Source organism: Gimesia sp., from assembly GCF_040219335.1.
GTDB lineage: Bacteria > Planctomycetota > Planctomycetia > Planctomycetales > Planctomycetaceae > Gimesia.
In genome coordinates, this window is the sequence record NZ_JAVJSQ010000007.1 from 275,622 (window position 1) to 290,966 (window position 15,345).

16 protein-coding genes are annotated in these 15,345 nt (G+C 53.5%); 6 read left to right on the forward strand and 10 right to left on the reverse strand.

Features of this window, described 5'->3' with window-relative positions; genetic code table 11:
• Position 1 precedes the first annotated feature (1 nt).
• A complete protein-coding gene (locus tag RID21_RS08380) occupies positions 2-871 on the forward strand; it encodes a hypothetical protein (protein WP_350188194.1) in 870 nt (289 codons plus the stop codon).
• Positions 855-1,724 (forward strand): hypothetical protein, encoded by an 870-nt coding sequence (locus RID21_RS08385; protein WP_350188195.1) that lies wholly within the window; start codon positions 855-857, stop codon positions 1,722-1,724. The genes RID21_RS08380 and RID21_RS08385 overlap by 17 nt, the downstream gene beginning before the upstream one ends.
• A 38-nt stretch (positions 1,725-1,762) precedes the next feature.
• On the opposite strand, the gene scpB is transcribed toward RID21_RS08385, so the two are convergent.
• The 4 genes from scpB to RID21_RS08405 form a co-directional block, all read right to left on the reverse strand.
• Positions 1,763-2,527 carry an SMC-Scp complex subunit ScpB gene (scpB, locus tag RID21_RS08390; protein WP_145193529.1) on the reverse strand — a complete coding sequence of 255 codons (765 nt, stop codon included), beginning with the start codon at positions 2,525-2,527 and terminating at the stop codon, positions 1,763-1,765.
• 38 nt (positions 2,528-2,565) lie between these two features.
• Complete coding sequence (locus RID21_RS08395) at positions 2,566-3,042, reverse strand: zf-HC2 domain-containing protein (protein ID WP_350188196.1); 477 nt, start codon at positions 3,040-3,042, stop codon at positions 2,566-2,568.
• A 158-nt stretch (positions 3,043-3,200) separates the two neighbouring features.
• Positions 3,201-3,956, reverse strand: a complete 756-nt coding sequence (locus RID21_RS08400) for a Crp/Fnr family transcriptional regulator (protein WP_145045822.1) — start codon at positions 3,954-3,956, stop codon at positions 3,201-3,203.
• Between the two features lie 212 nt (positions 3,957-4,168).
• Positions 4,169-4,852 carry an NAD(P)H-hydrate epimerase gene (locus RID21_RS08405; RefSeq protein ID WP_350188197.1) on the reverse strand — a complete coding sequence of 228 codons (684 nt, stop codon included), beginning with the start codon at positions 4,850-4,852 and terminating at the stop codon, positions 4,169-4,171.
• Positions 4,853-5,059: 207 nt separating this feature from the next.
• Here RID21_RS08405 and RID21_RS08410 point away from each other — a divergent pair, with 207 nt between their 5' ends.
• The 3 genes from RID21_RS08410 (at position 5,060) to rpsR (ending at position 6,695) form a co-directional block, all read left to right on the forward strand.
• Positions 5,060-5,866 carry an SDR family NAD(P)-dependent oxidoreductase gene (locus tag RID21_RS08410; RefSeq protein WP_228030747.1) on the forward strand — a complete coding sequence of 269 codons (807 nt, stop codon included), beginning with the start codon at positions 5,060-5,062 and terminating at the stop codon, positions 5,864-5,866.
• Positions 5,867-6,032: 166 nt separating this feature from the next.
• Positions 6,033-6,302, forward strand: a complete 270-nt coding sequence (gene rpsN, locus RID21_RS08415; protein WP_145193520.1) for a 30S ribosomal protein S14 — start codon at positions 6,033-6,035, stop codon at positions 6,300-6,302.
• 111 nt (positions 6,303-6,413) lie between these two features.
• Positions 6,414-6,695: a 30S ribosomal protein S18 gene (gene rpsR, locus RID21_RS08420; RefSeq protein ID WP_044236819.1), complete on the forward strand. Its 282-nt coding sequence runs from the start codon at positions 6,414-6,416 to the stop codon at positions 6,693-6,695.
• 99 nt (positions 6,696-6,794) lie between these two features.
• On the opposite strand, the gene RID21_RS08425 is transcribed toward rpsR, so the two are convergent.
• From RID21_RS08425 to RID21_RS08450, 6 genes are all read right to left on the reverse strand, one after another.
• The gene (locus RID21_RS08425; protein WP_145193518.1) at positions 6,795-7,295 is read right to left on the reverse strand and encodes a 6-pyruvoyl trahydropterin synthase family protein; all 501 of its coding nucleotides are present in this window, start codon (positions 7,293-7,295) and stop codon (positions 6,795-6,797) included.
• 52 nt (positions 7,296-7,347) lie between these two features.
• Positions 7,348-8,751 (reverse strand): hypothetical protein, encoded by a 1,404-nt coding sequence (locus RID21_RS08430; protein WP_350188198.1) that lies wholly within the window; start codon positions 8,749-8,751, stop codon positions 7,348-7,350.
• Positions 8,752-8,778: 27 nt separating this feature from the next.
• On the reverse strand, positions 8,779-9,264 hold the full coding sequence (gene hisI, locus RID21_RS08435) for a phosphoribosyl-AMP cyclohydrolase (protein ID WP_145045806.1): 486 nt from the start codon (positions 9,262-9,264) through the stop codon (positions 8,779-8,781).
• Between the two features lie 435 nt (positions 9,265-9,699).
• Entirely contained in the window at positions 9,700-10,674 is a 975-nt protein-coding gene (locus RID21_RS08440) for a helix-turn-helix transcriptional regulator (RefSeq protein WP_350188199.1), read from the reverse strand.
• A gap of 351 nt (positions 10,675-11,025) precedes the next feature.
• Positions 11,026-13,362, reverse strand: coding sequence for a TolC family protein (locus tag RID21_RS08445; RefSeq protein ID WP_350188200.1), 2,337 nt, complete (start codon positions 13,360-13,362; stop codon positions 11,026-11,028).
• Between the two features lie 193 nt (positions 13,363-13,555).
• Positions 13,556-13,873, reverse strand: a complete 318-nt coding sequence (locus RID21_RS08450; protein ID WP_350188201.1) for a DUF962 domain-containing protein — start codon at positions 13,871-13,873, stop codon at positions 13,556-13,558.
• A 219-nt stretch (positions 13,874-14,092) separates the two neighbouring features.
• Between RID21_RS08450 and RID21_RS08455 the strand changes: the two genes are divergently transcribed.
• Entirely contained in the window at positions 14,093-15,265 is a 1,173-nt protein-coding gene (locus RID21_RS08455) for an isocitrate/isopropylmalate dehydrogenase family protein (protein WP_145443407.1), read from the forward strand.
• Positions 15,266-15,345: the final 80 nt, after the last annotated feature.

Consider the following 15,345-nt stretch of genomic DNA (forward strand, 5'->3'; position numbering starts at 1 on the left):
TATGAAGCACGCATCTTTCTGCTGGCTGGCTCTGATCCTGTGCTGCGGAAACTTTTTACAGGCAGAAACATTTCAGCTGAGGACAAGCCGCCTGGAGATTCCACCGCCTGCCGGTTTTGTGAATGTGACTCCGGAGATCAGGGAGCTGTTCCCCTTCGATCAGATTATGGCTGAAACGAAACGACAGGGGATGGACGTGTATTTCTATCTGACCGAAGTGCTGGCTGCTCAACTGCGCCAGGGAGAACCAGTCGAACCTGCGCGGTACCTGATTCTGCAGATCCCGGAGAAATCCAAACAACGTTCTTACAGTGCTTCCGATTTCGCGATGTTCAAGCTGACGACAAAAGAGAGGAACCAGGAATACCGGGACATGCTGGCCGAGAAGCTGAAGCAGACCCGCGACAATCTGAGTCGGGATCTCAGCCGTGAGCTGGATCTGAACGTCGCGTTTCAGATTTCAAATACGGTCGCCCTCGAACCGCATTTTGAATCGATCAATGAATTATCCAGCTCTAAGTATGTGTCCTATGGGGTGCAGGTCGAGGGCGCAGATGAGGTCCAGGATGCGAATGTCAATACGCTCACTTTCCTGAATGTGAAGGGAAAGCTGATCGCCCTGGGGGCCATCGCGCCTTACAAGGATCTGGAATGGACGCGCACCACCTCCCGCGCCTGGGCAAAGGCGATCCTGGCACAGAATCCCGAGCCGTCTCCGTTCCCGGATCGCCTCCCGGATAACAGTCGCGAAAACCTGATTCCGATTGCAACACTGGTGACACTGGCTGTGATGGCGGTGCTCGCCATCATCGTAAAACGAAGGCGGAAGCACGTGGCTTCCTCAGAGGATAAAAATGAAACGGTTGCGTGAAATCCTGTTGATATTAGTTTGTCTCAGTTCAAGCGTTTATGCCGAGAAGTTCAAGGTATGGGAAACTGAGATAGAAGTTCCTCCGCCCGCCGGGTTTGTACGCGTGACTCCGGATTTGCCGCGTGTTTACCAGATGGCGGAAATGCTGGCTAAAGCAGATCCCAAATTTGAACAGCTGGGGTTTTACATTACAAAAGAAGATGCCGCTGCATCCCGGGCCGGTGAGTCGCCGGAAATACGACGTAAATTTTTTCTGCGTGTGATGAAAAACATGGCCCAACCGATTACGGGAGATGATCGATTTCAGGAAATTCAGGAGAACACGCGCGCGAATAACGATCCTGTGATAGAGGATTTCCGTTCCCGCGATCCGAAATTTTATGATCGGATTGTAGAGCAGGTCAAACAGGAGACGGGATCAGACCTGGATCTGAAGTTCTCTCAGTTTATCCCCTTCAAAGAGCACCATGCTTCGTCGAACATCTTTTCCTTCTCAATGCTCTTTGAAGGGACCATGTCTGACGGCGTTCGGAGCCGAACGGAGTTTCAGTCTTGCACGACCACGTTTCTGAATCCGGCCGGGAAGGTGATCTACCTTTACTGTTACGCGCCGCATGATGAACTGGCCTGGAACCGGGAAGCTTCACTGGAATGGGCGCAGGCGATCATGAAAGTAAATCCGGCAGCACCAGAGAAAAGTCCGGAGAAGCCGCAGATACCAGATGAGAAGCAGCTTCAATCAAATGCCGTATCGAAAATACTACTGGGTATCCTGCTTGTGGGTGTCATGCTTCTCTATCTGTTTCGAAGGAATCGTCCGCAGAAGACTGCCGCTATGAATGAGAGTCCGTAATGGTTCTCTCTGTGCTCTGACAGTTTGCTGCGCCGGAACTATTTGTGATTCAGCGATTCGCTGTAAGGCAGTTCTTCGATGTTACCCAGGCCGAAGACCTGCAGGAAGCGGCTGGTTGTGATGTATTTGACTTCGGCTTTCTTGTCTTCGTTGCGCTCAATGGCAATCAGTTCGCGACGGATCAACTGACGCAGGATGCCGGCCGCCTTGTCTTTGCCGGCGGCGATGATCTCGTCCTTGGTGATCGGCTGGCGATAAGCGACCAGCGCGAGGACTTCCAGCGCGTCCTGGGTCAGCTTGACCTCCTTAGGGCCGAAACCATACACGCGGTTGCGGATGCGTTCGAAGTCGTGACGGAGAATCAGGCGATAGCCCCCCTCCTCCATGCGGATTTCGTACGGGCGGGCCTCGTCGTTGTACTGGCGGTTCAGATCGTCGAGCAGATCGTCGACGTAAGATGTCGAGTACTCGTCGTTCAGCAGTGAGCAGAGTTTCTTCGTGGTCAGTGGTTTGCCGCCGACAAACAGCGCGGCTTCGATGATAGCACGCGGGGGGATCCGGGTTTCCCGTTTGGTGGCGGTCTGGGAACTGGTTTTGACGGCAGCCGCTGCGACAGGCTCGTCTGTCTCAGGTTCTTCGGGGAGCTCCAGGTCCCGTTCGACGGCTTCCAGTGCTTCGAGCGTCCTTTCGTAGTCGGCGTCGATTTCTTCATCGACCTGACCTGATGACGAAAAGGCAGCCAGAAAGTCATCTTCGCTGGAGAGCCGATCGTCGTCGGCAGGGGTTTCTTCTTCCTGGGACATTCCCTCAATCCTTTCAGGGAACCGGAGAAATCAGCGGGTTACTGATTTAAGGTCAATACAAACGCATCCCACTCGGACTCTTCCTGTAACGGACCGATGTGGGCAGTGGCGTTATTGTGCATGTTTATGCGAAGTTGATCAACCTTTTTCTGGCAGCCGGGACAATGGGCCAGATGTTCCTTCATTTTACTGGTTGTTTCGGCGTCGAGCTTGTGAGCGACGAACGCTTCCGCATGGTTCAGCGCTTCATCACAGTACAGTCCACCCGGGCACTTCTTACCTACCTTCTTCGCGACCTGTTCGGTTGGCGGTTCAGCAGAGCCTGAGAACGAGTTCAGACCAAAAAAGCCGACCAGCCCGACGGCCAGACAGGCGGTGAGGATCTCGGCCCCGGTGATCATATGGCTGACTTTACGTCGCTTCTTCATCACGGTGACAAATTGTTCCAGGTCGCCCGGCGCGCAGGCCTTCCATTCAGATTCTGATTCGGTTTCGGATGTAAGTTGTATATTCATTTTTTAAACCTCCTACTGTCGCAGTAGGATTTGTACCAGTTCTTGAGCGGGGGGATACCCTGTTATCATTATCGTAGTCTGCTCTGGTGTGATCTGTGAGATAGCTTACACTTCCTGCACATTTCTAATGAGCATATCTGGGGATGGACAATCTAAGTTCAGGCTTCCGCTCCTCTTAAGACAAATTCTCCCGACTGATCCGGTTTGGACTGAAAGGCGGGGGTGAGTTTGAAATCAATCGAATGAGCCAGATAGCGGGCCTTTCTGAGGATGATGTGTCGTTTCTGGATATCGATACTGCGTTCGTCCTGCAGTTCGCCCAGCAGGACAGTCACGGTTTCACGTGTGCTGCCGATAATACTCGCCAGTTCCTGGTGCGAGAGTTTGATATTGATCAGAACGCCTTCGGGGGTAAACCGCCCGTATTTTTCCGCCAGTTCCAGCAGCAGATGCGTCAGCCGATCGCGGTTGGAGCGAAACAGCAGGGATTTGAGCCGCTGTTCCACCCGTTGCCGTCGGAGTCCCATCAGCTTGGTCACACCCAGAGAGACTTCAGGATGCTGGTGCATCAGATCCTGAATCACGACTCCGGGAATGCGGAGAATGGTCGATTTCAGCATGGCTTCGGCATACTCTTCACGTTCGCCGCCGCCGAGGATCGCCAGTTCCCCAAACAGCTCACCCGGCTCGATCAGTGCCAGCAGAGCCTGTTTGCCTTCCCCCGTGATGTGGTAGAGCTTGATTCTGCCGTTGAGTAGCAGGTAGACCGAGTCGCTGGTTTCGGTGGGGAGATAAACCATGTTTCCCCGCGCGAACTGTTTGACGGACGCATTCCGTTCGACCTGGGCGATTTGATCTTCGCTCAGTCGTTCGAAGAGGTCACAGTTCTTGAGAAACCAGAAGTTTTTGTCCATGGACCTAAATCTCATTCCTGCGTTTTGACGCAGGTACCGGTAGCAGTAGTCAACGGTCAGTCAAACAGGCCCACTCACTCGGGTTATCGGGCAAACTATAATATATCGGGTTTACGGCGGATTTGAGAACCCCCGTTTTTACGAATCGGCTGTTTTTTCCATTTTGACAGCTGATGACAGCTGGGAAGTGAGAGACGCTGATCCGCCAGAAACTACTGTTTTTGCAGGAGTTCCGTGATGATCTGTCGCGGTGCACCGATCCCCAGCACATGTACGGTCCCCGTATATTGCTGAGACTTCGGTTCCGCGAAACCCAGCTTTTCCGCCACCATGGTCGCCGTTTGCGATGCGACAATGCATTCTCCCAGTGGCAGTCCCGTGTCACAGTCGAGGCCTGATGGAAGATCGATGGCCAGGATGTTGGCGGGGGCTGCATTCATCATCCGGATGGCGGTGGCGAAGGGTTCGCGAACCTCTCCCTGCACGCCGGTCCCCAACAGGGCGTCGACGATCCACTCGGCTGAATCGAGAAACGCACGAAAACGTTCCGGATCCTGCAGATCGGGGTCGGCTTGAATCGAGAGACCCATCCGCGAAGCGACCCGGTAATTCGTGGCGGCATCGCCGGTGAGCTGTTCGGGATCGGTGAGCAGATAGACTTCGACGGGGATGCCGGCATTGTCCAGGTGACGGGCGATGACGAAGCCATCCCCGCCGTTATTACCTTTGCCCGCACAGATTTTGATGGGCCCCTGGGCTTTGAGCGAGACGAGTAACTCGAACACGCCGCGACCGGCATTCTCCATCAGGGCAATTCCCGGGAGCCCGAATTCTTCAATCGTACGCTGGTCGACGCTGCGAACTTCTTCCCGGCTGAGTCGTTCGATTGGTGACATTTTTCTCCTCATTTGGTCAAAAAACCGCTTTGACTTCAATTTGAAACGGCGAAAAATCGATCAAAGCGGGGGTATAAACAGTGGTTACGGGGTTTTCACCAGACACAAATTCAATTACGATTCCCCCTGACGCGGGCAGCACTTCTTCCCGGCCTCTTTTCAATGGAAAATCTAAGTCTCCAACAGGATACTTCTGGAGAGTCAGCTGTGATAGACGAATATTCTGATCGATGGGCTCTGATTACGGGTGCTTCATCCGGAATCGGCCTTGAATTTGCGCACCGGCTGGCTGCACGGGGAATGCATCTGGTACTGACGGCACGTCGTCAGGAGCAGCTGGAAGAGCTGGCTGCCGACCTGCTGACCCGCCATGGTACCAAAACGGAAGTCGTCGTACTGGACCTTTCCGAACCGGAGGCACCCCGAAAACTCTACGATGAGATCAACGCACGTGGTGTGCAGATCGAACTGCTGATCAACAATGCCGGTTTCAGCGTGGTTTCGGATATTGCCTCGACCGACCGGGAACGGGTGATGCAGATGGTGCAGCTGAATATGGGCGCATTGACCGATCTGACTTACCTCTATCTGCCCGAAATGATGGAACGGGGACACGGCGGAATTATCAACATCGCCTCGGTCGCCGCGTTTCAGCCGGTGGCTTACATGTCTGCTTATGCAGCCAGCAAAAGTTACGTACTGCACTTCACCGAGGGACTCTGGGCGGAAGCCCGCGACAAAGGGGTGACAGTGACTGCACTCTGCCCCGGAACGACGCAGACCGAGTTCTTCGATGTGGCCGGCGTAGAAGGCTGGCTGAAGAAGCATCGCTATCAGACCGTCGATCAGGTGGTCAAGACCGGCCTCAAAGCCCTGGAAAAGAAACGCCAGTATATGGTTTCCGGCTGGGGCAATTACCTGCTCTCTCTGCTGGTCCGCATCGCGACCCGCCGCACGGTGGTGGTCGAATCGATGAAATATTTCCGCCCGCAGCCTCAGAAAGAGAAAAAATAGAGCGCGCATGAACATGTGTGTCAACCAGGGGCTGTAAAGAATTTCGGAATGATTGCTTTTTTTAGCTCATTTCAGAGCAAAAACAGTCCGGCAAGTTGACGATCTGGCGGGAGACTCAGTATAACAGTCGTTCCTATTTTTGGAATTTGTCGAAGAAGGTATATAAATGGCATCCAAATCGAAGATTGAAAAACAGAAGAGAATTTACGCTCTGGTAGAAAAGCATGCTGAAAAGCGGGCTGAGCTGATTGCTAAAGGGGACTACGAAGGCCTTGCCAAACTGCCTCGTAACTCCAGCCGCACCCGTATGCGTCGTCTCTGTCAGCTGACAGGTCGTCCTCGTGGTAACTACCGTAAGTTCCAGATTTCGCGTATCGCTCTGCGGGATATGGCTTTAGATGGCCTGATCCCCGGCATGAAAAAATCCAGCTGGTAAGCGAACCGGCCGCACTGTGTGAGTCGCGGCCCCTGCCAGCACACTGAAATCAGCGTCGCCCCGGTTTCGGGTGTCCTAAGTTCTTACGACGCATGAAAAAGGAACAACACTATGTCAGTCGGTTTATCCCGTAAAGAGATTGTCAAACGTCGTAAAAAACGAGCTCGTCTGAAAAAGAAGCTCAAATGCCGGTTCTGCCCGGATGGTAACATTCCACGTCCCGTCTATGTCGATTACAAGGATCTGAGAACCCTGCGTTCTCTCCTGGATCGCGAAGGACGTATCCTGCCCCGTCGTCGGACAGGGACTTCTGCTCTCTACCAGCGTGCAGTGCGGAAAGCCGTTCTGCGGGCCCGCTTCATCGGTCTGCTGCCTTACGTTGCAGAAGACTAAGCGGCTGAAGAGAAGAGACAAAAGAAAAAGCTCTGGACTGATCTGGTCCAGAGCTTTTTTAATGCGCGTTGTGAAGAACAATATCTTCAGTGAGGTTTATTACCAGTGAAACCCGGTCGGGAATGAATCGGTTTCAAAAGCATCGAGCAGGCCGGCGTCCGTTTTGTCTTTCTGGTCCAGAGTAGCTTCGGCACAGGACTCTTCGGTTTCCCAGATCACGACTTTAACGGCCTGCACGCCCAGGTCGTTGAGCAGATTCGGACAGACTTCGTCCAGCAGGTAGCGGGCCATGTTTTCCGCGGTCGGATTGTAAGGCAGTACGAAGTACTTGGTCGGTTCGACCATGCGGATTGCGTTCAGGCCATTTTCGTCTTCGATGTTGAGCAGGAAGCCGTGATCCCAGTTTTCGTCGATCCAGCCTTTCAGCAGCGCCTTGAGTTGCGCAAAGTCGATGATCCGCCCCACGGCGTCCGTTTCCGGGCCGGTGACGTAAAAATCAGCGATGTAATTATGGCCGTGAAAGAACTGGCATTTTCCTTCGTGGCGAAACAGACGGTGTCCGGCGTTAAACTTGACCCGTCGCATAATTGTCATACCCATGTGACTCACTCAACCTCTTAACTGGGGTTTGCTGAACGATTCTGAAATTCGGTTAACTGTTTAACAGGGACTGCATGCCCTGCGTCATGATGGCGTCGACCCCGGGATCGCAGAAAGCGACGCTGACTTCATATCCGCCGGCGGGGTACTCTTCGGCAACCGGGATGTACCATGGTCCCCCGTCCCCGTAAGCGGCTGTGGCGATGAATTCATCTGGCTGGATTTTCTGGGCGCGCAGCTGGTATTCAATGAAACTCTCGGCGGGCAGGTGCAGCGTTTTGATATCGTTGACCTGCAGTGAACTCAGGGTGATCGGAATCTGCTTCTCGATCCGCTGCATCCAAGCCAGCATGTAGGAAGGACGATTGCGATTCACAACGCTGTTACTTTTGTTGGAAATCGTCTTCGTTAATTCTTCTACGCTGAAACTGCTCCGAACGGGAGGTAAAATGTCATGCGTTTTCCAGGTCAGTTTGCCGACCGGCTCAGGTTTGAGCCCTTTTTCGGAAGCGACGATGCCGTCGTAAATCCGTCGAGCCAGAATAGCCCGCATCGGCTTGGAGCCGTCGTTGTACTTGCCGGCGGAAATGTTTCCGGAACAGCCGGTGAAGTAAATGTGCGTGCAACCCGGTTCTTCCTGCTGACGCTGCTTACGGGCGATGCCGGTAAAGTCGCTGCTCACGCGACCGTCGCCGTAATAGCTCATCGGATGCGTGGCGTAATAGTGACAGGAGACCAGCTTTTTGTCTTTGTTATAGAAGGCGACCGTTTTCAGGAAGGGGTCAATGGTGCCTTCCGTCATGCTCCGCAGACGTTCGTCCCGGCAGCTGCTGCCCCGCATGCTGATGATCTTGCCTTCTTTGTCGCGGTTGATCCGGCGGTTGGAAGCGACCTTGTCTACTCTTCCCTGGCTGTGCGCGATATGCGTGACCGGCTCAGCCTTAGTGATCGCTGCGGAAACCGCTTTGCGTCCTTTGTCCAGGCATTCGTTGTAGAAATCCAGCTCGACGATATGCGGCAGGTCTCCCTGTTCCAGAACAATCTGTTCGGCATTCAGACAGGCGAAAGGAGCATTGTGCTGGTGCACGCACTGCACGGCCACACGATCAATGCTCGTTCCGGCTGCTTCGGCTAAAGCCTGTCGCCAGTTGATATGAGCATCGTTGAGCAGCCCGGTCCAGTCAACGGCACAGACCACAATCGGCTTGCCCGCACCCAGGAGGACATAGCCGATGGCTTCCAGTGAATCATCGTAGCCGACGACCGGTTTAATCCAGCCGCCACAGAGGGAATGCCCTTTGGGAGGCGACACATCGAACCGGAAGGGGGCGATGTGCAGATTCGGATGGTTGGCTGTTTCGCTCTGGTTGGCAAAAGCCCACTCTTCGAGCGAATGAGCAGATCCTGCAGCCGCCAGCGAAGCAGCCAGGAAATCACGTCGACTGAAATGACTCATAATACACCTGTCGTGACTAAAACCGATTTACAGTTTGGTTGGATTGGGAGCGTCTCCATAAACCTCTTTCGGATCGAAAACCTTTTCGGTTTCCGTAAATTCGAGCGCCAGGCCTTTCTCTTTGCCTTCTTCACCAACGGGCACACGGCGATAGAAACAGGAGCGATAACCAACGTGACAGCTGGCCCCCCCTCCCATGACATCGACACGCAGCCAGACCGTATCCTGGTCATCGTCGATCAGCAGTTCTTTGACTTTCTGGACCAGCCCGCTGGTAGCACCTTTGTGCCAGAGCACCTGTCGGCTGCGGCTCCAGTAGACGGCTTCACCCAGTTCAATGGTCTTCTTGAGTGCTTCCTCGTTCATGTAGGCATGCATCAGCAATTCACCTGAGGTGTAGTCGGTGGTGACAACCGGAATCAAACCGTCCTGGTCAAACTTGGGGGCCAGTTCGTTTCCTTCTTCTACCTGCTCGACTGAAGTCCTTCCAGCGAATTGAATTCCATCTGACATGATTTATCTTTCCTCACTTCAATACGATCTTGATATATGACTCTGGAGAGTTTCTCTCCACTAGAGACGATTGTTTCCGGGTGGGCAGGTCTTCCAGCGGATGCGGTTGCGCAGCGTTCCGTTCGGGAAATCAGCGCTCCTGATGATATCATACGCAATGCGATCAGTGAGACACATCGTCTCAGGCGCTGTTCAAGCGGAAAACGAGAGATTTCCTGCCTGAGGGTACGGTTTCTTAACCGAAATAGTAAACCCAATGATGGGGCAGGTCAGCAGTTTCAGCCGGGATTTTAAGAGGTTTCGCAGAATAATCGACGCGAAGCCCACGAATAGTATACATGCGCAATCTGACACTTTGAATCAGGGGCTGAGTAATCGGGTTTGTTTTGTCTGAGGACGCTGTTTCCCGACTCGGGGTTCGCCGATTTTCGAACCTTATTTACTGTAAATCTGTGCGATCGCGGAGGCCTGCTGCTGAATCAGATCGCGAAACGCCCGCGGGGTGACCACCTCCGCCTGATCGCCAAAGCTCAGGACCCAGCCGATCAGTTCCTCAAGTGTGTCGACCCGGGCCCGGAATTCAATCAGTCCCCCCTTCAGCTTCCTGATCTCCTGGGAAGGGTCCCACATGATCTGGGACACTTTCTGGGCCAGAGTACTCTGAAAGCGAATCTTCACCGACACGCGTTTTCCGTTTCCTCGAATCGGGTTCCACGAATTGCCCAGATAACGGTCCAGTTTGAAGCGGGAGGGGCGACTGAAGGTTTCATCCAGGATTTCGGATTTCACAATGCTCAGAACGGGAAACGCTTTGATCCCCCGATCTACGGAAGAGCGTCCCACCGTGTACCATTGACGGTTGGCGTAAAGGATATGATAGGGGCTGAGCATCGTGGACTGTGGTTTATTCTCCCCGGGAACAGCGTATTGAATGCGGATATTCTTTCGCGAGATGGCAGCCTGAAACAGGTTCTTGTGGTGACTGGCACTGAATTCACTCGGATTCACCGGGGTGCCCCAGACGGAAATGGTCTGAGCTGCATCAATGACGTTTTCGCGGAGTGCGTCGGGCAGACTGTTCAGGACCTTGGCGGATGCGGAGCGGGCAAACTGGTCAAAGGGGAGGCCGACGGTGGTCTGGTCGAGATCCTGGCAAAGCACAAAGAGGGCCAGTGCCTCTTCAAAGGTGAGGTCCTTGAAGGGGACGATGGTTCTCGAGGGAAGTGAATACCCCTGCTTTTCCTCGTCGAAGAGTACATAGATACCCGATTCCTGCAGCGTTCTCAGATCGCGGAATACCGTCCTGCGGCTGACTTCGCATGCGCTGGCAAGTTGTGCGGAATTAAAAACTCGTCCCGATTGTAACAGCGCAATCAGCTTCAGGAGACGATGGATTCGTCCTGCCACCATTGACTATCTTTTCAATGCTTTTCCACAGGCCTGGTCAGTGGCGGGTTTTCAAACCCGAAACTTGAGTTGCAGCTCCAGCACGTCTCTGCGGTAAGAGCCAGAAACGGTAGAAACCTCAACTATGGAAAACAACAATCGATGGAGATGGGCATCGACACAACGATTCACAAATGAAAGATAAGCGGCTGCAGGTATTTCACTCACTTGTGACGCTAAAACCTAACATCCGCTGATCGCAATGGATACAGAAAATCAAACACCACTATAAAAAACAGGGACGCCCTTCCTGTTTGTCGGTGAAAGCGGTATGACCTGAATAATGCGACCCGTCAATCATTTAGAGTTTCAGTACTAAAAACTGTCGGTAGACCGAAATTCCAGATCGAAGTTGTCTTCCGGATTGGCAATCGGTAGTTCTGCCTGTGAACTCGGGATTTCTTCCTGAGGAACAGGCAGCTGATCCAGGGTTCCACCAATGGGCGTCACATACAGATCGCTCTGCGGTTGATCCGATTCCAGCGCCACTTTCACCGCCCGATCGACCGAGGTCGGGGCGAGCGGGTTGGTGCCGCCCTGCCCGTTGAGCTGGATGCGTGCCTCGGGCTGCGGAGGTGGTGTGACCGGCGGTGCATATTCAGGAGACATACCCGGTTCCGGAACAGGCTGGAATTCAGGTGTCATACCTTCCTGCTCGGAAGAGTAGGTTCCTTCCTGAGCCGGTGCAGGCATCACGCCCACTTCGCCCACATAGCCATCGGCTACGAAGGGAGACGGCTTATGCTGCAGTTTGTGAGCTTCGATACCGTGGGTACGAGCCCAGGCTTTCCGCAGTGCCTGCTGATAGGCGATCGGATTCCATTCGCCTTCCATCAGGTGAATGTTGTTGTGTTTGAGTAAGGTTCCCTTCCACTTGTGGAGGTTCTTGATCGCGATGTTGTAAGCCACCAGCGAACGGTAGTATTCGGTTTCTGCCTGTGCCAGACTGGACTGAGCACGCAGCAGGGTATCCAGAGTGGTGGTACCCGCCTGGACTTCCGCGTCGAACAGTTCCACACGTCTGCGGGCAGCACGCCAGCGGTTGAAGTTGGACTGTGCGGTCGCATAGTTTTTGGTCAGGTCCTGGAAGGTGATCGCGAGCTCCTGGCTCACATCCATTTCCTGTGCCTGCAGAATCGCCCTGGCTTTCGACAGACGGAATTCGAGATTCTCGACCTGAGCATGTGCCGAACGGAAACCGAGGGGCATGCTGAATTCCCAGCCGAGGGTCCAGCTGTCCTGGTCATTATCCATCATGGTTCCATAGGCACTGTGCAGGCCCTGGCCTGTGATACCATCAGTATTCTTCTGACTCAGCAGACGATCGCCGAAGCCGTTAACCTGGTAACTGGAAACGAAGTCGAACCGGGGTTTGGTCAGGCTGGTTGCCGCCAGAGCCTGCAGTTCGAGACTCTTGATATTCCATTTCTGTTTGCGAAGTTCAACACGGTGAACGAGAGCTTCGGTAAGACACATGCTCCAGTCAGGAGAGAATTCTGCGGCGATGGGATCATCGATTGGTCGGATGATTTTACCATCATTAACGGGCAGACCAACCAGTCGGCGGAATCGGCTTTCCGCACTGTAGATATCACTGCGGGTTGCCTGGACGAGTGCCTGGGTTTCAAACAGACGGTCTTTGGCCTGGGCTTCATCAGCCGGCTTGAAGTTACGTGTACCACCGGCTTCCAGCTTGGCATGTGCTTCACGCCAGCTGCGTAAGGCGGAGTTTCGGGCGACGACCTGCGTATCGTACAGACGATAAGCCAGATACAGCTGCCAGTAGCTTTCTTCGATATCGGAGATCAGGTTGCGCACGTTGCGTTCAAAGTCTGCAAGTGCCTGGTCATTGTTGATCCGGGCAATCACGACCCCCTGGCTCACCCCGGTAATCCCGGAGAAGCTGGTTCCGATCGGACCGGCGATACGGGTGTATTCGACCCCGGCTCCCGCCAGCATAGGTTGACGATATGACAGCCCGAGGTTCCCGGCATAGTTCGAGGGGAACAACTGGCTGGAGGCATTACTGCCGGTGTAATTCCAGTTATGATTGATGGCAAACTGACCACCGTTGGCGAAGTTCTTGGAGAGCCCGGACTGAAACTGACCGGTTTCCTGAACCAAGGTTCCTCCGGGGACGCCACCAAAGAAGGGACTGTTCTGAACCTGTTCGGAACGACCCCACAACATATTTGCGGTGAATGTGGTATCGAAGGCGGATAACGCTGCTTCCACACCACGGGCACCACCCAGCAGCACGTTGGTCTCCTGGATTGCCGGGTCGAAAATCGAAGGTGTTCCGTCCGGATTATTCAGCAAGGAGTTGCCGTTCGTTCCCAATGCGCCGGAAACACGAATCACCTCACTGTTCGCGAGACCCAGGTGGACGGCGTCCATCAGAGGCAAGTCCCAGATCTGATCCTGGGAGCGATCGACCAGCGTCCGCGGCTTGCCCGAGAAGGTAATTTCCTCGGGTGTTTCTTCGTAAACTGCGGGATATTCTATCTTTGTGGCGACATCTTCATAATATTGAAGCTCTTTGTCACCCAGATAGTGCAGATCGGTATCGGTTCCCAGACCATGACAACCCATTATTTGAGTGGTCATCATGCATCCACAGAGAATCAGGCGTAAATTCCGGCGTAGGTTCATGTATCCATCCTTAAAGACATGAACGTCAATTATGGTCGTAAAGTGTTTTATTTAAACAGCTTATATTTCATAATCGAAGTAGCGTTCAGGGAGAATCTACCGCCTGACACAGTCTGCCCCACAGGTTACAAACACACGGGAGCGCAAGACAGTCAGTGCAAGCGATAAAATCACTACATTCGGTATCGGCGCTTCAATCGTTACAACTTGACTTTTTTGACGGTTGGTCAAAATTCTGTTGAGATTGGGTCTGTGGACCGAACTCCCTGTAGGGGATTCCCAGTAATTTCTTGATCAGAATGAGTTCGCCGGCGTCATTCTGCTCAATGGCATGCCCCAGAAACTGCAGCACATACCCCGCGACGAACGCGGACCAGGCATAAAACCACTCTCCCGCGATGCCAAATCCGATGAGTCCCCCGAATGTGAGAGGCACCCCGATCAGGTGCAGGATCTGATTGGCGCGGTTCTGGTGTCGAAGCAGGTAATTATGAAGAAAACGCTGGATCATCGGGGTGCTCGGATTGAGTTGAAAACCGGGGGACGGCTCTCTCGTATAGTTGAAAAGCGATATCTGATTTGCTACGGTCACTGCTTATCTGTGAATGATTTCATCAGTATCAACCAGTCAGGCCTCTTGTTTCAAGAGTCATGAGGCCCTTCGCCTTGTTATTGGTGCAATTGAGATCCCGGTCACATTCCCTTTTTGTCAGAAGTATTAGAGGAAACGATGTATAAAGTCACATTAATCCCGGGCGATGGTGTTGGTCCCGAAATCGCCGAGGCTACCAGAAAATGTGTTGATGCGACAGGAGTCAAAATCGACTGGGATGTTCAGGAATGTGGAATCGAAGTCATTGAAGCCGAGGGCAGTGTTCCCGATCGGGTCATGGAATCGGTTCGGGCGAACAAAATTGCCCTCAAGGCACCAATCACCACTCCGATTGGAAAAGGCTTCCGCAGCGTCAACGTGTTCCTGCGTCAGGAACTCGGACTGTATGCCTGCATCCGTCCCTGTAAAACCTACAAAGGGGTTCGGACTTACTTCGCTGATTCCAACGTCGACCTGGTCGTCGTTCGCGAAAACACCGAAGACCTCTACGCTGGCGTTGAATTCCAGGCGGGCGAAGAAAAGACCGCTGAGCTGATCAAGACGATCAACGAGTTCGCGACCGGTAAGAAGATCAACACACCTCTGGATGAGACCGGCGTCAGCATCAAGCCGATGTCTTACCAGGGAACCCGTGATATCTGTAACTACGCGTTCAAATACGCCGTCGACAACAAACGCAAAGCAGTCACCTCGATCTGCAAAGCCAACATCATGAAGTTCACCGACGGTCTGTGGTACGATGAAACCCGGGCTGTCGCGAAAGCCTATGGTGCGAAGTTCGAATGGGAAGACCTGGCAGAAGGTGTCGAACCAGATGCCAAACTGGCTGGTAACGTTCCCGATTGTGGCGGCAGCATTGAATACAATGAGCGTCTGATCGACAACATGTGCATGCAGCTGGTTCAGAAGCCCGAACTGTACGACGTGCTCGTTACTTCCAACCTGTACGGCGACATTCTGAGTGACCTCTGTGCCGGTCTGGTCGGTGGTCTGGGCGTCGCTCCCGGTTCCAACATCGGTACCGAAGCTGCCATCTTCGAAGCAACCCACGGTTCTGCTCCGAAGTACAAAGGCCAGAACAAGGTTAACCCGGTCGCCCTGATCCTTTCCGGTAAAATGATGCTGGACTACCTGGGCGAGCACGAAGCAGCCGCCAAACTGGATCAGGCTGTTGCCGATGTCATCGAAGAAGGTAAAGACGTCACCTACGACCTCAAGCCTGACCGCAACGATCCGACCGCCGTCGGTACTCAGGAAATGGCAGAAGCCATCTGCCGTAAGATGCAGTAATCACTGAGAACGATTCGACGAAAAAATCAACGATGCAGAGCAGCCAGTTTGCTCTGCATCGTTTTTTTATTTGTGGTGTG